Annotated in this window: 19 protein-coding genes; 1 reads left to right on the top strand and 18 read right to left on the bottom strand. The window is 31.6% G+C overall.

Features of this window, described 5'->3' with window-relative positions:
- Positions 1-78 precede the first annotated feature (78 nt).
- Positions 79-984, top strand: a complete 906-nt coding sequence (locus tag AB9Q04_RS07685) for a ribonuclease H-like domain-containing protein (RefSeq protein ID WP_410024758.1) — start codon at positions 79-81, stop codon at positions 982-984.
- Here AB9Q04_RS07685 and AB9Q04_RS07680 read toward each other — a convergent pair.
- The 18 genes from AB9Q04_RS07680 to ruvB form a co-directional block, all read right to left on the bottom strand.
- Positions 979-1,656 carry a uracil-DNA glycosylase gene (locus tag AB9Q04_RS07680; RefSeq protein ID WP_410024757.1) on the bottom strand — a complete coding sequence of 226 codons (678 nt, stop codon included), beginning with the start codon at positions 1,654-1,656 and terminating at the stop codon, positions 979-981. The two genes, AB9Q04_RS07685 and AB9Q04_RS07680, sit on opposite strands and share 6 nt — an antisense overlap.
- Complete coding sequence (gene lspA, locus AB9Q04_RS07675; RefSeq protein ID WP_410024756.1) at positions 1,653-2,099, bottom strand: signal peptidase II; 447 nt, start codon at positions 2,097-2,099, stop codon at positions 1,653-1,655. The genes AB9Q04_RS07680 and lspA overlap by 4 nt, the downstream gene beginning before the upstream one ends.
- On the bottom strand, positions 2,096-2,863 hold the full coding sequence (locus tag AB9Q04_RS07670; RefSeq protein ID WP_410024755.1) for a YlmH family RNA-binding protein: 768 nt from the start codon (positions 2,861-2,863) through the stop codon (positions 2,096-2,098). Before AB9Q04_RS07670 ends, lspA begins: the two co-directional genes overlap by 4 nt.
- A gap of 30 nt (positions 2,864-2,893) precedes the next feature.
- Positions 2,894-3,517 carry a cell division protein SepF gene (locus tag AB9Q04_RS07665; protein WP_394011510.1) on the bottom strand — a complete coding sequence of 208 codons (624 nt, stop codon included), beginning with the start codon at positions 3,515-3,517 and terminating at the stop codon, positions 2,894-2,896.
- 69 nt (positions 3,518-3,586) lie between these two features.
- Positions 3,587-4,573, bottom strand: coding sequence for an NAD(P)H-dependent glycerol-3-phosphate dehydrogenase (locus AB9Q04_RS07660; protein ID WP_410024754.1), 987 nt, complete (start codon positions 4,571-4,573; stop codon positions 3,587-3,589).
- A 2-nt stretch (positions 4,574-4,575) separates the two neighbouring features.
- Positions 4,576-5,151 (bottom strand): glycerol-3-phosphate 1-O-acyltransferase PlsY, encoded by a 576-nt coding sequence (plsY, locus tag AB9Q04_RS07655; protein WP_410024753.1) that lies wholly within the window; start codon positions 5,149-5,151, stop codon positions 4,576-4,578.
- Positions 5,151-6,467 (bottom strand): ribosome biogenesis GTPase Der, encoded by a 1,317-nt coding sequence (gene der, locus AB9Q04_RS07650; RefSeq protein ID WP_410024752.1) that lies wholly within the window; start codon positions 6,465-6,467, stop codon positions 5,151-5,153. The genes plsY and der overlap by 1 nt, the downstream gene beginning before the upstream one ends.
- Before the next feature lie 2 nt (positions 6,468-6,469).
- Entirely contained in the window at positions 6,470-7,705 is a 1,236-nt protein-coding gene (locus AB9Q04_RS07645) for a serine hydroxymethyltransferase (RefSeq protein WP_410024751.1), read from the bottom strand.
- Positions 7,705-8,115 carry a SoxR reducing system RseC family protein gene (locus AB9Q04_RS07640; RefSeq protein ID WP_410024750.1) on the bottom strand — a complete coding sequence of 137 codons (411 nt, stop codon included), beginning with the start codon at positions 8,113-8,115 and terminating at the stop codon, positions 7,705-7,707. The genes AB9Q04_RS07645 and AB9Q04_RS07640 overlap by 1 nt, the downstream gene beginning before the upstream one ends.
- Positions 8,105-9,877, bottom strand: coding sequence for an aspartate--tRNA ligase (gene aspS, locus AB9Q04_RS07635; RefSeq protein ID WP_410024749.1), 1,773 nt, complete (start codon positions 9,875-9,877; stop codon positions 8,105-8,107). The genes AB9Q04_RS07640 and aspS overlap by 11 nt, the downstream gene beginning before the upstream one ends.
- Positions 9,878-9,886: 9 nt before the next feature.
- On the bottom strand, positions 9,887-10,489 hold the full coding sequence (locus AB9Q04_RS07630; RefSeq protein ID WP_410024748.1) for an MBL fold metallo-hydrolase: 603 nt from the start codon (positions 10,487-10,489) through the stop codon (positions 9,887-9,889).
- Positions 10,490-10,939 (bottom strand): D-aminoacyl-tRNA deacylase, encoded by a 450-nt coding sequence (dtd, locus tag AB9Q04_RS07625; protein ID WP_410024747.1) that lies wholly within the window; start codon positions 10,937-10,939, stop codon positions 10,490-10,492.
- The gene (locus AB9Q04_RS07620; RefSeq protein ID WP_410024746.1) at positions 10,939-13,128 is read right to left on the bottom strand and encodes a RelA/SpoT family protein; all 2,190 of its coding nucleotides are present in this window, start codon (positions 13,126-13,128) and stop codon (positions 10,939-10,941) included. The genes dtd and AB9Q04_RS07620 overlap by 1 nt, the downstream gene beginning before the upstream one ends.
- A gap of 7 nt (positions 13,129-13,135) precedes the next feature.
- Positions 13,136-14,866 (bottom strand): single-stranded-DNA-specific exonuclease RecJ, encoded by a 1,731-nt coding sequence (gene recJ, locus AB9Q04_RS07615; RefSeq protein ID WP_410024745.1) that lies wholly within the window; start codon positions 14,864-14,866, stop codon positions 13,136-13,138.
- Between the two features lie 75 nt (positions 14,867-14,941).
- Positions 14,942-15,202, bottom strand: coding sequence for a preprotein translocase subunit YajC (locus tag AB9Q04_RS07610; RefSeq protein WP_410024744.1), 261 nt, complete (start codon positions 15,200-15,202; stop codon positions 14,942-14,944).
- The gene (tgt, locus tag AB9Q04_RS07605; RefSeq protein WP_410024743.1) at positions 15,202-16,320 is read right to left on the bottom strand and encodes a tRNA guanosine(34) transglycosylase Tgt; all 1,119 of its coding nucleotides are present in this window, start codon (positions 16,318-16,320) and stop codon (positions 15,202-15,204) included. The genes AB9Q04_RS07610 and tgt overlap by 1 nt, the downstream gene beginning before the upstream one ends.
- 9 nt (positions 16,321-16,329) lie before the next feature.
- On the bottom strand, positions 16,330-17,352 hold the full coding sequence (gene queA / locus AB9Q04_RS07600; RefSeq protein ID WP_410024742.1) for a tRNA preQ1(34) S-adenosylmethionine ribosyltransferase-isomerase QueA: 1,023 nt from the start codon (positions 17,350-17,352) through the stop codon (positions 16,330-16,332).
- Positions 17,353-18,360, bottom strand: coding sequence for a Holliday junction branch migration DNA helicase RuvB (gene ruvB, locus AB9Q04_RS07595; protein ID WP_410024741.1), 1,008 nt, complete (start codon positions 18,358-18,360; stop codon positions 17,353-17,355).
- Positions 18,361-18,364 lie beyond the last annotated feature (4 nt).

The raw sequence follows: 18,364 nt of genomic DNA, 5'->3' as shown, positions 1-18,364 counted from the left end.
TATCCTGATTAACTTAATATCTTAACTATTATACTATATAAGATAATACTGGTTAGGCAAATCTAGTATAATAAAATTATGATTACTTACAAAAAAAGATATTATCCAGAAAATTTAAATAAAAATGAAATCATACTTGATATAGAAACAACCGGTCTGGATTCTCAGCAAGACCAGCTAGTATTGCTCGGTTTTATAACTTATGTAAATGATAAGTGTTATATAATCCAGTATTTCGCAGAAGATAATAGCGAAGAGCAAAGGCTTTTAGAAATATATTTAAAAATAATAGAAGATAAAAAAATTATAACCTACAATGGAGATAAGTTTGATATACCATTTTTAAATATGAGATTGGATTATCATAAACTTTTCCCCGTATTTCCTGAAACCTTGGATATATATAAATTAATATCAAGACATAGGAAATATTTTGTGTTCGAATCTATGAAACTTATGGATATTGAAAAAAGCATAGGTATTTTTAGAAACGATCCTAGTAGATATAAGGTTATAAGCAAACTTACCGAGGATATAAAAAAAAGGGATAAGCCAAAGCCTATAATGATTCATAACGAAAATGATATTATAGCTACTGAAAAACTAGCTAATATTGGAGAATATTTTAAAAAAGAACTTTCAATTACACTTGAAAATAATATTATAACTTTAGAGTCAGTATGGATTAATAACGACATTTGCCAAATAAAACTGAGTGGTAAGGAAAAATTTACAGAGTCTTATTTTCAAGCTAACAATTATGAACTAAAAACTACTGATAAAGAAGCAGAAATAAATATTCAAGTCCTTTATGGCAGATTTGATAGTAAAAATGCTGGCCATGTGGCTTTAAACACTTTTGAATTAGAAAATCAAAGTCAAATGTCAGTCGATCCAAATCTTTTAGTTATTAGAGAAAATCACCTATATAATTACAAAAATATATTAAATTTAAGTAAAAAAATAATTGAGAATCATTTATAGATTCTCAATTTGCCAATCGATGGACTCTTCGCCTATAGATTTTAAAAAGTTATTTGTTTTAGAAAAGGGCCTAGACCCAAAGAATCCCCTATGTGCTGATAATGGAGAAGGGTGAGTAGATTTTATTATTAAATGATTAAGGTTTGTAATAAATTTTTCTTTTGACTGGGCATTTCTGCCCCAAAGGATAAAAACTATTGGTTTTTCCCTTTCATTTAGTTTTTTTATAATATTATCTGTAAGAATTTCCCAGCCAATTTTTTGGTGGGAGTTTGCTTCATGAGCCCTTACGGTTAATGAAGTATTTAAAAGTAATACTCCTTGGTCAGCCCATTTTAATAAATTACCATTATCTGGGATAAAGGTACCTATATCTTCGTGCATTTCTTTATAAATATTTTGAAGAGATGGTGGTGTTTTTATTCCTTTTTGTACTGAAAAAGCATAGCCATGAGCTTGACCTGGACCATGATATGGATCTTGACCTAGAATAACAACCTTAACATCCTTATAAGGAACTGATTTTAGAGCGTTAAATATATCATACATATCAGGATATACTTTATAATTTTTATATTCTTCAATTAATTTTTTTCTTAAATTTTGATAGTATACCTTATCCCACTGGTCAGCAAGGACTATATCCCAATCATTACCTATATTTACACTCATACCTTTTCACTTTCTTCGAAAAATATCATATATACAATTAGTAATATACTTCCAACAGTTACAAAAATATCTGCTATGTTAAATACTGGAAAGTTTACAAAGGCAAATTCTATAAAATCTACTACATAACATTGGAATAATCTATCATAAAAATTACCGATAGCACCAGATATTATCATAGCTAGGGCTATATTTAAAATTTTATGATTAGTCCTATAATTTTTTAGAAAATAATAAACTAGGGCACAAACTATGACTAGGGTTAGAATAATAAAAAATATCCTCCTGTCTTGGAGTATGCCAAAGGCTGCTCCTCTATTTTCTAAATAAGTAAAATTAAATAAAGTCCCGTTATAAGGATTTTCTATCAAATTGTTTATAGCATAAGTTTTTGTAAGCCTATCTAGTATTAGACCTAAAACTATAATAATTATGTATGTCATTTTAACTTCCTATATGTAATGTGCATATTACCTTTTTTACTACTTCCAGTTATCTCGTCAAATATGAAACGCCCTTGTCTTCTTATAGATATCATAGATCCTTCTTTAACCAACTTACTTGGATCAGTTATTATTTCGTAATTCACTTTTACAAACTTTGCTTTTATAATATCTTTGGCCTTAGCGCGTGATGTATTGGTAAATTCTGAAATAATATTATCTAATCTTAACGAAGAAACAAAACCCATGTGGCTAGTAAAATCTGATAATTTTATATCAAGTTTACTATCCTTTTTATCATCAATAGTAATGCCTTGTCTTTTAATCTTAGTGAGATTATACTTAATAAAATTTGCATCTTCTTTTAACACTACAAATTGGCAGGTATTACCATCTATTACTATATCTCCGATAGATTCACGGTTTAAGTTTAAACTCATTAAAGAACCTAATACATCAGGATGACTAAGTCCTTCATGTTGAAATTCTAAAATACTTATATAATTTGTCTCATCTATGGGTTCATAAAAGAAATTGGCGATAAATATTTTGCGTTCAGCTAAATCATTACCGCCTATAAATTTGATATCTATATTGTTTTTATTTGCTATAGATTCTATAACTTCTTGCTCAAATGGGTCTAAAAAAAAGCTAGACTCTTCTAAATTAGTATAATAAGCACGTTCTAAAAAAGAAATAGCTTTTTTTATAGTGGACTTTTTACTTTTATCGTTTATAAAATCTAAATTATATTCTAAACTCATAAAAAATAAAGATCGATTTTTATCTCGATCTTATAATTGGTTATAATTTCCATCAGAAATTTGTTCTGTAACAGCACTGTCTACTTCTACTCCCCTAGGACTGATTACGAATATACCTTTTGTAACGCGTTCCACAGTACCATCTAGGGCATATACAGCTCCAGATACAAAATCAAATATTCTTTGTCTCATGTCTGCATCAACCATTTCAAGATTTAAAACAACAACTTTTTTATCAAGTATATCATTAATTACACTTGGTGCATCTGTTTCATAATCTAGAGGCTCATGAATAGAAATTCTCATTGAAGATCTCCCTGTAAAATTATTTTCTGTCATACTTACTATATTATCTCCTCTTTTTGATGATCTTTGATAGTTGCTAGTTGAGTTATTTGAACTATAAGATTCACTATTATAATTATTTGAATCATAACTATAACTTGTAGATGAGCTAGGAGCTGAATAACTACTCTCATATGTTTTAGAGTTATCATTCTTTTCAATATCATCATCTAATAAACTAGTATAAGCCTCTCTAGATGATGAGTTAGAGTCTATATCTGTTCTATCATCATCGTAGTAAAGCTGCTCTTCATCATAATCATCGTAATTATCGTCAATACCAATAAAATCTTTAAATTTGTCAAACATAATTTTCCCTTTACTATTTTTATTAATTCTATTATAACTTAAAATATAAAAATATAAAATATGTTTATATTAGAATTCGCTTTTTAAACTTCTACCCATAAGTGATACAACAGAATCAGCAGGATTTTTACCTTCATATAAAACTTTATAAATTTCTAAAGTAATTGGTAAGTCTAAATCATTTTGAGTTGAAAGTTGATATAATGCCTTAGTTGTTGGTATACCTTCTACGACCATATTTATCTCTTTTATAGCATCTTCCATCTTAAAGCCTTGTCCAATTAATAAACCTGTCCTATAATTCCTAGAATTCAGGCTAGTAGAAGTTACTATTAAATCTCCAACTCCAGCGAGCCCATTTATAGTGTTTGGATTTGCATCATATGTTACTAAAAGTTTACTCATTTCGCTAATACCACGAGTAATTACGGCAGCCTTGGTATTATCACCATAACCTAAGCCATCAAGCATGCCTACCCCAAAAGCTAGGGTATTTTTAATAGCTCCACCAAGTTCAACGCCTATTACATCTGTTGAACTATAGACTCTAAACCAGTCGCTGTTAAATATTTTTTGTATTTCTTTTGATAAATCCATATCATTAGATGCCGCTACTACTGCAGTAGGCATTTGTTTTATGACCTCTTCTGCATGAGATGGACCACTTAAAACAGCAAAAGATATATCACTACTAATTTCATCATAAAATATTTCTGAAATTCTTTTATGGGTATCTAGTTCTAACCCTTTAGAAAGATTTATAAAAACATTTTTTTCATTTACAAATGGCTTAAACTGCTTAATAACAGATCTAATGCTTTGGGTAGGTATACCATTAACTATAAATCTATTTTTAAATAGTTCTTCTAAATTATTAGTAGCTCTAATATTTTTTGATAAGTCAAAATCTTTTAAATACTTGCGATTTTTATGATTTTTGTTGATATACTCTACATCATCTTTATTTCTTGCATACATCAAAACTTTGTGCTTTTCTGCAAGTAAGGATGCAATAGCTGTAGACCAAGATCCTGCCCCTAGAATTGATATTTCCATAATTAAAATATTTTAGACTCCTCATGGTTTATTATTCGTTGAATATTTGCCCTATGCTTATAAATTACTAAACATGCAATAATAATTATTGCATAGTAAATATTAGTTAATCCAAAATAAAAATAACCTGCTATAATGGCTCCAGCAGCTGCAAGAATAGATCCTAAAGATACCATTCTACTTGCTAATACAGCTAGTAGAAATATTGCAGCTAATATTAAAATAAATTTAATATCTATATAAATTAGAGCTCCAAATGATGTAGCCACACCCTTGCCGCTTTTAAAATTTAAAAACATACTATACATGTGACCTAAGACTACAAATACAAGGCTAACAGCAACACCATCAGGTCCTGTAACTTTGTCAGCTAGAAAAACGGCAACAAATCCTTTTAAGGCATCACAGAAGAGAGTAGCAATGCCTGCTTTTTTTCCAAAGTTTCTAAGCGCATTTGTACTGCCTACATTACCAGACCCTAAAGTTCTGATATCAGTGTTATAGAAATATTTCCCTATAAGATATCCACTAGGAATAGAGCCTAGGATATAGGAAATTATAGCAACCAGAAAAATCATTATTTAGATCCTCTTTCTTTTAGTACAAAACTAAAAGGAACACCAATAAGGTTATAATTTTTCCTAATTTGATTTTCTAAATATCTCATATAAGAAAAGTGCATTAGTTCTCTGTCATTTATTGATAACATAAATTTAGGTGGCGCTGTACCAACCTGAGACATGTAGTAAATTTTAAGCCTCTTACCTTTATCTTGAGGTGGTTGATTAAGCATAATTGCATCTTGTAATATATTATTTAAAACTCCAGTAGAAATTCTTGTGTGGTAGTTATTATCTACGACTTCTATCATGTCTAAGAGGTTATCAATTCTTTGATTTTTAAGGACTGATATAAATACAACGGGTGCATATAAAGCAAAACCTAGTTTGTTTCTAATATCTGTTTCCATATCTCTCATAGTATTAGTTTCTTTTTCAACAATATCCCATTTATTTACAGCAATAATTATTGCTTTTCTTTGGTTATGAGCATAGCCTGCTATTTTGGTATCTTGTTCTGTAACACCAACCGTTGCATCTATTAGAAACAAAACTATTTCAGCACTATCAACTGCATCAAAAGTACGTTGATTAGCATAGTATTCTATATTTTCTTTTACTTTTGATTTTCTACGAAGTCCTGCTGTATCTATTAGTACATAGTTTTTATCATTATAGGTCCAGTAGGAGTCGACTGCATCACGGGTAGTACCAGCTACATTTGTAACAATCATTCTATCATCATCTAATAATAAGTTTACAAGAGATGATTTACCAGCATTAGGTTTTCCTATGATTGCAATTCTTGTTTCATCTTCTATTTGGTCATAGTATTGAAAGTCAATATTCTCTATCACTTTATCTAATAAATCTCCAAGACCCTTACTTTGTTCAGCAGATATAGTTGCCAAATCATCAAAGCCCATAGAATAAAAATCATAAATATGATCTGGCAGTTTATGGCTATCTATTTTATTAGCAACGATTATTACTTTTTTATGATAACGGCGGATAACATCTGCTATTTCTGCATCATAAGGGCTTAGTCCTTCCTTGCCATCTACTACAAAAAGTATTAAATCTGTTTCTAAAAGAGCTTTTTCTACTTGAGATTTAATTTCTTGATTCATCATTTCCTTATTAGAAATATCAAGTCCACCAGTATCTACTAGTAAAAATTCATCTCCCTGCCACTCAACCTTATCTACAATTCTATCACGGGTTACACCGCTGATATCTTCTGTAATAGATTTTTTCTTTCCTACAAGTCTATTAAACAATGTTGATTTTCCTACATTAGTTCTACCGACTAATGTTACTATTGGCATAGCCATAATTAATCTCCATACACAGGAAATTTGCTAGTTAATTCTAGAACTTCCTTTTTTATTACTTCCAGGTCTTCTTCTCTATCAATAGTTCTTGAAATAAGCTCAATGATTTTTTTTGCCTCTTCTTCTTTCATCCCTCTTGAAGTGATAGCAGCTGTACCTATTCTTAAGCCGCTAGTTACTTGAGGAGAAAGTTTTTCATTTGGAATAGTATTTTTATTGGTTGTTATATATACTTCATCCAATAAATCTTGAGCTTCAGCACCGGTTATATTTTTATTTGTAAGATCAATTAAAAGTAAGTGGTTGTCTGTACCATCAGATATCATTTTAAAACCGTGTTCTCTTAAAGCTTCTTCCATAGCCTTGGCATTGGCCTTAATTTGTTTAGCATATTCTTTCCATGATGGTTCTAGATTTTGCTTAAATCCTAGTGCTTTTGCTAAAATAATATGTTCAAGTGGACCACCTTGAGATCCCGGGAATACTGCTTTATCAATTGCTTTTGCGTATTCTTTTTTACACATTATTATTCCAGATCTTGGTCCCCTTAATGTTTTATGGGTTGTTGATGTAACTACATCACAATATGGAAATGGATCTGGGTGCTCACCAGCAACAATAAGTCCTGCAATATGAGCCACATCAGCCATTAAAATCGCTCCAACTTCATCAGCTATTTCTCTAAACCTTTTAAAATCAATTTCACGTGGATAGGCACTTGCCCCACATACGATTAACTTTGGCTTAATTTCACGTGCTTTACTTAGAACATCATCATAGTCTATTCTTCCAGTTTCACTATCAATGCCATATGGATAAAAGTCATAAAGTTTACCAGAAAAATTTACCTTAGAACCATGAGTTAAATGTCCACCTTCACTAAGATTCATAGCCAATACCTTATCACTTGGCTCTAAAAGAGCAAAATAAGCAGCAAGATTTGCGCTAGACCCTGAATGTGGTTGAACATTTGCATGGTCACAGTGGAATAATTCTTTTAAACGATCAATGGCAAGTTGTTCAATCTCATCAATATTTTCACAACCACCATAGTATCTTTTATTTGGATAGCCTTCAGCGTATTTATTAGTTAATACAGTCCCCGCCGCTTCTAGGATATAGGGCTTAACATAGTTTTCAGATGCTATAAGCTCAATGTTATCTTCTTGCCTTTTAACTTCTTTTTCTAAAGCATTATAGGCTCTTTCATCAAAGGCTTTGATTAAAGAATAGTCCACTATATTTTCCTCACTTTCATAACATTATCACTCGCAAGGTTTTTATCTATTGCCTTTATAATCAAAAATGATATAGCAAAAAATATTATGATTGATAAAAGTGTAAGTAGGTTTACATCATATCCACTATTTTTTAAGAATACATTTGGTAAAACAGCACCTATAACCATCATCACAACTGGCAGTACATATACATACATAGAATATTTTGTTATATCTGATGTACGAGATTCTAGTATAACTTTATCACCTACTTCTATATCATCAGGAGAAAATAATTCTATAATTGTTTCTTCTTTTTGCCCGCAAGAGCCCTTGGCTGCACATGAGCCGCAGGCTTCATTACGTGTTACACTTACTAATAATTTTCCGTTTTTATTTTCAAGAACAGTTCCATGTTTAATCATCATTGTCATTATCATCACTCCTTACAGAAATACCTAGTTCATCCAAGGCTTTACTATCAACAATTGTTGGTGCTTCAGTAAGTGGACATGTAGCTGATTGAGTTTTAGGAAATGCAATTACATCTTTAATATTATCAGTTTTTGCAAATAACATTAATAATCTATCTAGCCCATAAGCAAGCCCTGCATGTGGTGGTGTACCATATGATAAGGCCTCAATAAAGAAACCAAATTTATTTTGGATATCTTCCTCACTTAAGTTTAGGGCTTCAAAAATTTCTTTTTGTAAATCTGAGTTATTTATTCTAACTGATCCTCCACCCATTTCATCACCGTTTATTACAATATCATACGCTTGTGTTCTAACCTTTTCTGGATGTGTTTTTAAAAGTTCAATATCGTCTTCATTTGGCATAGTAAAAGGATGGTGTTGGGAAACGTATCTATCTTCCTCTTCGTTATACTCAAACATAGGGAAGTTTACTACCCAAGTTAGGGCATAATCTTTCTCATAAAGGTCATTATCTTTAGCAACTTTATTTCTTAAAGCTCCTAGCCCTTCTAAAACTTTTTTATCTTTATCAGCTGCAATTAAAATTAGATCATTATCTTCGATTTCTAATTTTTCTACCATATTATTTAAAATATCATCAGTTAAGAACTTGCTGATTGATGAATTTACTTCTTCACCATATTTAATATAAGAAAGACCACCTAGACCATAGTGTTTAACGAAGTCTGTTAGTTTATCTAATTGTTTTCTAGAATATTTATCTGCTAGGTTTTTAAAGTTAATTGCTCTTACTGATTTGCCTTTTGATGTATTGTTAGCAAATACTTTAAAATCACTATCTTTCCATATTTCAGAAATATCATTTATCTTATAACCAAATCTTAAGTCTGGTTTATCTGATCCATATGATTCCATCGCTTCGCTATAGTCCATTCTAGGGATTGGTAGAGTAAGGTCATAATCAGTATATTTATCAAATAATTCTTTGATAAGCCCTTCATTTACTGCTATTACATCATCTTGGCTTGCAAAGGATAATTCCATATCTAGCTGAGTAAATTCTGGCTGACGGTTAGCTCTTAAATCCTCATCTCTAAAGCATTTTACTACTTGGAAATATCTATCTAATGAACCAATCATTAGGATTTGTTTTAGAAGTTGTGGTGATTGTGGTAGAGCATAAAACTCACCTTGGTTAATTCTAGATGGCACAAGATAGTCTCTTGCTCCTTCTGGAGTTGGTTTTGTTAAAAATGGTGTTTCTACTTCTGTAAAGTCATTTTCATACATATACTCTCTTATAGTACGAACAATATCAGATCTAAGCTTTAAATTCTTTTGTACAGAGGCCTTTCTCATATCAAGGTACCTATATTTTAATTTTAGATTTTCAGCTACATCATCATCGTCTTTTATGTAGATTGGTGGTGTGTTTGCCTTATCTAGGATATTGATTTTTTCTGCTACAATTTCTATATCACCTGTCGGCATATCAGGGTTTTTGGATTCTCTCTCCCTAACTAATCCTTTAACCTCAACTACATACTCTTGACCTAAGTGGCTGGCTAGGTCGTGATTTTCTTTATCTTCTTCACGAACTACTATTTGAGTAATACCAGTTTTATCTCTCAAATCGAAAAATACTAGAGAACCTAGATTTCTTCTTTTCGCTACCCAGCCCATAAGGACTACTTCTTCGCCTATATTTTCACTTCTTAATTCACCACACATATGGCTTCTTTTAAATTCCATCTTTTCTCCTTACATTAAAAATGGATTATTATTAAACTCATAATCCAAAGTTGTTTTTTCACCATGACCTGGATATACTACCATTTCCGGATTTAATACCCCATACTTCTCAATTATTGAATTTATAATAGTAGCATAGTCTCCTCCGGGAAAGTCTGTTCTTCCTATCGATAACTTAAATAAAGTATCTCCAGAAAAAAGAACATCGCCTACAATATAACTTATAGAATCTAAGCTATGACCTGGCGTTTTTATTGCCTTTATATTAAAATCTTTGATTATTTCATCATCATTTAAATATATATCAATCGGCACATTTAAAGCATCATAGTCAAAAGCTAGATTATAATTTTTATCATTAGCTATATCGACAGCATCACTTGAAGCATAAACATCTACATCATATAAATTTTTATAGTATGAAAGTCCTAGGACATGATCGAAATGGGTGTGAGTTTGCAGGATAAAGTCAATTTTGATGCCATTATCTTTTATATAATCAGTTACCAATTGACTTTTTTCTACTGCATCTACTATAAACCCATGCCCATTTTCACTTACTACATAAAGATTTGTCATGACAGGACCTAGAGTAAATCTTTTAATTTCCAATTATAGAATCCTTTCACTATCAATTAAAATTGTAGTTGGCCCGTCATTTACTAGACCTACCTCCATATGGGTTTGAAACTTACCAGTTTCTATATCAAAACCATCTTCTATAAGCTCATCTTTCATTATTTCATAAAATTCGTTAGCCTTATCTGGCCTTGCTGCTTCTATAAATGATGGTCTATTTCCCTTTCTTACATCACCAAAAAGGGTAAATTGAGAAACTAATAAAATTTTCCCACCTACATCTGCTATAGATAGGTTCATCTTTCCATCTTCATCTTCAAATATTCTAAGTTTTTCAATTTTTTTCTTTACATAGGCAAGATCTTCTAAAGTGTCTGTATCTTTGATACCTAGTAAAACTAAAAAACCCCTATCAATTTTTGAAATTTCTTCATTATCTACTACTACATTTGCATTTTTTACTTGTTGTATTACTGCTCTCATTAATTATTTATCCTATACACACTAAAAACTGTATTTAGTGATTTTAACTTCGCCATAACATCATCTAACTGGTCTAAGCTTTTAACTTCAACAGTTAAATCAATAAGTCCTTCTTGGTTTTCATTAAGCCTTGCATTCATACCAGCAATATTTACATTCACAGTAGATATCATTTTTGTAATATCATAGATAACTGATGGTGAGTTTGCTACTGCTATTTGTATTTTAACCGGGAACTTATCTGTCGCTTCATTTTGCCAGTAAACATCAATAAGCCTTTCTGGAGCGTGGTTATTAATAATATTTGGGCAAGATTTGGTATGAACAGATATACCATTACCCTTGGTAATAAAACCTATAATAGGATCACCAGGAATAGGAGTGCAACATTTGGCAAATTTCACTTCTATATCATCATCAAAGTCACTTACCCTAACCTCGCCTTTAGAAGAGACTGGTTTCTTTTCCTTATTTACTATTTTAATAGGCTCATCTATAGCCTTTTGCTTTTCTTCAAGCTCTTTTTCTCTTTTGATGAGTTTTTGAATAATCTGCTCACTAGTTATTCTACCGTAACCAACGGCTGCATACATCTCATCTTGGGTTGGAAAACCTAATTCATTGTCAATTTCATCTACCCATTCATCCTTAAGTAGTGATTTATAACCTTCTCTGTGTTTTTTAATATCACGGATGATTTGATTTTTACCTATTTCTATGTTTTCTTCTTTACCATTTTTCTTAAAGAATTGTTTGATTTTATTTTTAGCTTGATTACTTTTTACAATGTTTAGCCAATCTTTACTAGGGCCTGCAGAATTTTTACTGGTAAGAATTTCAATTACATCGCCAGTTTTTAGCTTTTGAGTAATGGGAACTATAGATCCATTTACTTTTGCCCCTATACATTTATTTCCCACTTCTGTATGGACTTTATAAGCAAAGTCTATAGCACATGATCCTATTGGTAGGGAGTAGATTTCACCAGCTGGAGAGTAAACGTAAATCTCTCTTGAGAAAAAATCAGTTTTTAAAGTTTCCATAAACTCTTTACTATCAGAGTCTGCTCCACCCTCATTTTGCCATTCCATAATACGGCGTAAAAATTCCATGGCATCATCAAAGTCTGATCCCTTGGTATTATTTTCTTTATATCTCCAGTGGGCTGCCACCCCATATTCACATTCTTTGTGCATTTGCCTAGTACGAATTTGAACTTCAAAGGGTCTAGAGTCTTCGCCAAAAACTGTGGTATGAAGAGACCTATAACCATTTGGTTTTGGTTGGCCAATGTAATCTTTTATCCTATTTGGAATAGGTCTCCACAAAGAGTGAACTTTTCCTAGTACTTCATAGCACTCAGCAATGGTATCTACCAAAACTCTTACAGCAGTAAGATCATATATCTCTTCAAAGACGATATTATTTCGTTTCATCTTTTTATATATAGAATAAAGAGATTTAGGCCTACCACTGATTTCAAAGTCAATTTTGCTATCTTTTAAAGAATCGCTTAAAGTTTCTATAATTTCATTAATATATTTTTCTCTTTCACGACGCTTTTGAGAAACCATTTCTGCTAGTTCATAATATCTTTCAGGTTCTTGGTATCTAAAACATAAATCTTCTAGCTCCCATTTTATAGAATATATTCCTAGTCTATGGGCAAGGGGCACATAGATTTCAAGAGTTTCTGTTGCAGTCTGCACTTGTTTTTCGCGTGTCTTATATTCCAAAGTACGCATGTTATGGAGTCTATCCGCAAGCTTTATAAGTACAACTCTTACATCATTAGACATGGCCATAACCATTTTTCTAATGTTTTCTGCCTGTTTTTCTTCCCTTGAGCTATAGTTTAAGTTTTTAAGTTTGGTTACTCCATCGACTAAAAATGTAATCTCATGACCAAATTCATCTTCCATTTGTTCATAAGTTATAGACGTATCTTCCAAAACATCATGCATAAGACCTGCACAGATAGTTTGATCATCTAGTTTCATATGCGAAAGAGTTTTTGCTACTGCAATTGGGTGGATAAAGTAATCCTCACCAGAGTTTCTTTTCTGTCCCCTATGGTTTACCTCTCCAAAGCAATATGCTTTTTTTATTAAATCCATATCAGCTTTGGGATTATTTTTAAGGATTACATCCTTAAATTTTTCATATTCTAAGTTAAAATCTGTTGTCATTTTTACCTCATCTAATATCAATAAGCTTTAACTGAAGGTTTCTATTGCCTCTAAACTCATTTATATCTGGGTAATAGACTACATCAATTTTCTTTCCTTCAATATTTCCATTAAATTTATCACGTAAATACTTATAATCATCCACTGCATTAAATTTAATTGCATTAACATAAACTCCATTTTTATGGAGTGACAATTTCATGGTTTTCTTATCTTTACCAATCATAGCTACTTGGGCTATATCGACATTTTTGTCAGCAAATATTGGTTTTTCAAAATCTTTTCCAAAGGGTGCTAGTTTATTTAAACTTTCTGCAAACTCTAAAGATAATTTTGAAATATCAATAGCCTTATCAATGTTAATAGTTTTTTGCTTTTGCCTATCTGTAAGCTTTGAGTTTTCATTTAAAAACTCTCTTAGCTCATCTATTTTCTGGGTTTTTATAGATAATCCACAAGCCATAGGGTGGCCACCGAAAGATTCTAAATTTTCCTTATATTTTAAAACTTCTTGGTAGATATTATAATCTTCTATAGATCTACCTGATCCCTTAGCAAGACCCTTTGTATTTGATTCAGTAAGAATAATAGTAGGTTTATAATATTTTTCTTTTATACGACCTGCTACTATTCCACATATAGATTCATTTATGGTTGGTTCATAAACTACAATCACATCGTTATCGTAGTATTTATTTTCCTCAATAATTGCTACACACTTATCTAAGCCCTCTTGGGTTAGTTTTTTGCGTGCATTATTTAGTTCAACTAATTCTTTGGCAAGCTCATAAATCCTGTCTATATCTTCTTCCATTAAAAGTTCTATGGCCATTTTTGCAGATGAAAGCCTGCCTGTAGCATTCATGGTTGGTCCTAAAATAAAACCTAGGGTATAAACATCTATTTCTTTTGTCCAAGAACTTTCTTCTAAGACCGCTTTTATACCAAGTTTTTCAGTATAATTTAATCTTTTTATTCCTTCAATTACAAATATGCGATTTTCATCTGTAAGAGAAACTATATCACAGACTGTTCCCATGGCTACATATTCTAGTAAACTATAGAGATACTCAGAGTCTCCATCAAGCTTTTGAAACAAAGCAGCCATTAATTTAAAACAGACCGCTGCCCCACATAAATCAGTAAAGGGGTATTCTTGATCAATGCGTTTTGGATTTATAACTGCATCAGCTTCTGGTAAGACTTGCTTGGCCCATTCACCATTATTTGATATTTCTATCTCATGGTGGTCAGTAACAATTACATTTATACCTGCATCTTTTAACTCTTTTACTTGCTCAAAACCTGTAATTCCATTATCACATGTAATTATAAGGCTCACTTTTTCAGCAATAGCTTTTTCAACCATCCCAGTTGATATGCCATAGCCTTCTTTAACCCTTTGAGGAATGTCATAGCTAATATTGTCATAATAAAAAAGCAATCCATCTAATAAAGTCATAACTGATGCTATACCATCTTGATCATAATCACCAAATATTCTTATTTCTCCACCCTTTTTCATGGTTTCAATAATAAGATTAGTAGCCTTTTCCATATCTTTTAGTAAAAATGGGTCATGCAATTTATCAAGGCTAGGATTTAAAAACATTTCTACAGTTTGATCCCCTACTATATTTCTATTTGCTAAAATCAAAGCTTCTAGCTTGGAAATATTATTATATCTTAAGTTATTTAAGTAATTTTCTTTTTTATTATATATAAACCAATTGCTCATTGCATCACCCTTCCTAATAGGAAAATTATACCATTTTTTAATTTTTTATAAAACAAAAGAGGCATCGTATGCCTCTTAAGAAATTATATTTTTAATTTCAGATTTTTTTATTTTTAACTTACTTATACTATCATAATCCCCAGATAAAATTGTAACTACTTCCCCATCTATGTCAGTAACTTCACCAATGATACCAGAAAATGTTGTTATCTTAGACCCTATTTCTAGATTTTCATAAATATATTCTCTATTTTTTCTTAGCTTTATATCATCTTTTATAGATTTTTCATAAAATCCAAATAAGAGAATGATTAATATAATATACTCAAGTTTCATTAATAGCCGTATTTACTATAAAACTCTTCTTTGTATTCTAAAAACCTATCTTCCATAATTGCCTGTCTGATATTTTCGCACATTTTTAAAAGGAAGTATAAATTATGGTAGGTAAGAAGCCTAGCCCCTAAGATTTCATTTACATTTACCAAATGTCTGATATAGGCTCTAGAGTAATTTCTACATGTATAGCAATCACACTCATGGTCAAGTGGAGAAAAATCTTCTTTATAAGCTGCATTTCTTACAACTAGTCTACCTTGAGAAGTTAAAGCAGTTCCATTCCTTGCAATTCTAGTAGGTAATACACAATCAGCCATATCAATTCCTGCTTCAAATGACTCAAATAAATAATCTGGAGTACCAACACCCATATTGTATCTTGGTTTGTCATATGGTAGCAGTGGAGTTGTAAAGTTTAAAATATCAATCATTTCTTCTTTTGTTTCTCCAACTGAAAGTCCCCCTATAGAAAATCCATCAAAATCCATAGCCGTCGTTTCTATAGCAGATTTTTCTCTTAAATCCTTATATAAGCCACCTTGAACAATACCAAATAAGGATTGGTCTTTATGTGAGTGTTCTTTATGGTAATCTAATCCTCTTTTTGCCCAACGAATTGTTCGCTCCATTGATTGTTTTACATAATCATAATCAGCTGGTGCCTCTACACACTCATCAAAGCTCATCATAATATCAGAATGGATATCATTTTGGATAGATATTGCTTTTTCGGGTGTAAAGAGGTGTTTTGATCCATCTATATGTGATCTAAATTCTACCCCATTTTCATTTATTTTCCTACGCTCAGCAAGGGAAAATACTTGAAACCCACCACTATCTGTAAGAATTGGTTTATCCCAGTTCATAAATTTATGAAGGCCGCCTGCCTGTTTCATAATATCCATACCAGGTTTTAGATACAAGTGGTAGGTGTTTCCTAAAATAATCTTAGCTCCCATTTGATCTAACTCTTCAACCGTCATTGATTTTACTGTTCCAAGGGTACCTACTGGCATAAAAATAGGTGTAGGTATATCTCCATGGGCAGTATGGATTACACCTACTCTTGCGTTTGAATTTTTATCTTTTTTTATAACTTCAAATTTTAATCCCAAAATATCTCCTTAATGAATAAACATAGCATCGCCAAAGCTAAAGAACCTGTATTTTTCTTTGACAGCATAGTTATAGGTATTTAAAATCATATCCTTTGAGGTAAAGGCTGCTACTAGCATTACCAAAGTTGATTTTGGCAAGTGGAAGTTAGTTATAAATGCATCTACAACATTATATTCAAATCCTGGGTAGATAAAAATATCAGTCCAGCCAGAATCTGCTGTAAGCTCACCTTTATTTTTATATACTGTCTCTAATGTTCTTATAGTTGTAGTACCAGTAGCAATTACTCTTTTGCCATTAGCATGGGCTTCTTTTATAATATCAGCAGTTTCTTGGCTGAGATTATAAAACTCGCTATGCATTTTATGATTATCTACATCATCAACACTTACCGGTCTAAAAGTACCAAGCCCTACATTTAGTGTTAGATAAGCTAATTTAATTCCCTTTTCTTCAATTTGATTTAAAAGTTCTTTGGTAAAGTGTAGGCCAGCAGTAGGGGCTGCTACAGAGCCTGGATTTTTTGAATAAACAGTTTGATATTCTTCTGGCTCATCAAGCTCTTCTTTAATATATGGAGGTAGAGGCATATTGCCAAGTTTATCTAAGATTTCATTAAATATTCCTTCATAGAAAAACTCTATTATCCTATTACCATCTTCTTTTATATCTTTAACTTTAGCTGATAATTCATCTGAAAATATAATTTTTGTACCTATTTTCATCTTTTTACCAGGACGTACTAAACATTCCCAAGTTTTGCCTTCAGTATTGTGGAGTAAAAATACCTCTATCGATTCTTCTTTGCCTTCTCTGTGGCCAAAAAGTCTAGCAGGTATTACCCTAGTATCATTCATTACTAAAACATCACCAGGGTTTAGATAGTCAATAATATCATAAAAGTATTTATCTTCTATACTTCCGGTTTCTTTATTCAAAACTAGTAATCTAGCATGGTCTCTTTTTTCTGCTGGATGTTGGGCTATTAACTCTTCTGGTAAATAATAATCAAAGTCGTCTGTTTTCATCTATTCCTCGTATACTAATCCATAATGCTCATAGGCTCTTCTTGTAAGAACACGTCCTCTAGGTGTCCTAGACAAAAAACCTATTTGCAACAAGTATGGTTCATAAACATCTTCTATAGTTACATTTTCTATACCGGTTGATGCGGCTATGGTATCTATTCCAACTGGGCCACCGTCAAAATTTTGATACATGGTCATCACAATTTTTCTATCCATAGTATCTAGACCCATATCATCTATTTCTAGTAAATTTAATCCCTCTTTACTTGTTTGCCAGTCTATTTTGCTTTCTTTTCTAACTATAGCATAGTCACGCACTCTTTTTAAAAGTCTATTGGCAATTCTTGGGGTACCTCTAGATCTTTTTGCTATTTCGTAAGCACCCTCATCATCTATCTCTATATCTAAAATACCAGCAGATCTTTTTATAATTGTTGTTAAATCATCTGCATCATATAAGTTTAATGAAAGTAAAACACCAAACCTATCACGTAAAGGTGCTGATAACTGTCCAGCTCTTGTTGTGGCACCTACTAGGGTAAACTTTTCTAGGTCTATTCTTATAGATTGGGCATTGGGTCCTTTTCCAACAATAATATCTAAAACAAAGTCTTCCATAGCAGAGTATAATATTTCTTCTACAGAACGGTTTATCCTGTGAATTTCATCTATAAATAAAACATCTCCGTGCTGAAGATTTGTAAGAATACTAGCAAGGTCTGATGGACGTTCGATAGCTGGCCCACTTGTTACTCTTAGATTAACTCCCAGTTCATTGGCAATTATAGAAGAAAGGGTGGTTTTACCCAGTCCAGGTGGTCCTTGTAAAAGCACATGATCTAGTGGATCTTTTCTAGATAAGGAGGATTCAATAAAGATTTCTAATTTTTCTTTTACCTTATCTTGGCCAATATAATCCTTTAACCACTTAGGCCTTATAGAGTTTTCGTTAGTTAAATCTTCTTTTAATTCGTTAGATCCAACTATTCTTTCATTTTCATCATACATAAAT

Origin of the sequence: Anaerococcus groningensis (assembly GCF_046365465.1) — a bacterium.
Taxonomy (GTDB): domain Bacteria; phylum Bacillota; class Clostridia; order Tissierellales; family Peptoniphilaceae; genus Anaerococcus; species Anaerococcus groningensis.
The sequence above is the reverse complement of the archived record's forward strand: the minus strand, read 5'-3'. Positions and strand labels throughout refer to the sequence as shown.

Bases quoted from the DNA above. Each gene is read 5' to 3' on its own strand.
- AB9Q04_RS07685 (WP_410024758.1), top strand. From the start codon at position 79: ATGATTACTTACAAAAAAAGATATTATCCAGAAAATTTAAATAAAAAT.
- AB9Q04_RS07680 (WP_410024757.1), bottom strand. From the start codon at position 1,656: ATGAGTGTAAATATAGGTAATGATTGGGATATAGTCCTTGCTGACCAG.
- lspA (WP_410024756.1), bottom strand. From the start codon at position 2,099: ATGACATACATAATTATTATAGTTTTAGGTCTAATACTAGATAGGCTT.
- AB9Q04_RS07670 (WP_410024755.1), bottom strand. From the start codon at position 2,863: ATGAGTTTAGAATATAATTTAGATTTTATAAACGATAAAAGTAAAAAG.
- AB9Q04_RS07665 (WP_394011510.1), bottom strand. From the start codon at position 3,517: ATGTTTGACAAATTTAAAGATTTTATTGGTATTGACGATAATTACGAT.
- AB9Q04_RS07660 (WP_410024754.1), bottom strand. From the start codon at position 4,573: ATGGAAATATCAATTCTAGGGGCAGGATCTTGGTCTACAGCTATTGCA.
- plsY (WP_410024753.1), bottom strand. From the start codon at position 5,151: ATGATTTTTCTGGTTGCTATAATTTCCTATATCCTAGGCTCTATTCCT.
- der (WP_410024752.1), bottom strand. From the start codon at position 6,467: ATGGCTATGCCAATAGTAACATTAGTCGGTAGAACTAATGTAGGAAAA.
- AB9Q04_RS07640 (WP_410024750.1), bottom strand. From the start codon at position 8,115: ATGATGATTAAACATGGAACTGTTCTTGAAAATAAAAACGGAAAATTA.
- aspS (WP_410024749.1), bottom strand. From the start codon at position 9,877: ATGGAATTTAAAAGAAGCCATATGTGTGGTGAATTAAGAAGTGAAAAT.
- dtd (WP_410024747.1), bottom strand. From the start codon at position 10,939: ATGAGAGCAGTAATACAACAAGTAAAAAATGCAAATGTAGTAGTAGAT.
- AB9Q04_RS07620 (WP_410024746.1), bottom strand. From the start codon at position 13,128: ATGACAACAGATTTTAACTTAGAATATGAAAAATTTAAGGATGTAATC.
- recJ (WP_410024745.1), bottom strand. From the start codon at position 14,866: ATGAGCAATTGGTTTATATATAATAAAAAAGAAAATTACTTAAATAAC.
- AB9Q04_RS07610 (WP_410024744.1), bottom strand. From the start codon at position 15,202: ATGAAACTTGAGTATATTATATTAATCATTCTCTTATTTGGATTTTAT.
- queA (WP_410024742.1), bottom strand. From the start codon at position 17,352: ATGAAAACAGACGACTTTGATTATTATTTACCAGAAGAGTTAATAGCC.
- ruvB (WP_410024741.1), bottom strand. From the start codon at position 18,360: ATGTATGATGAAAATGAAAGAATAGTTGGATCTAACGAATTAAAAGAA.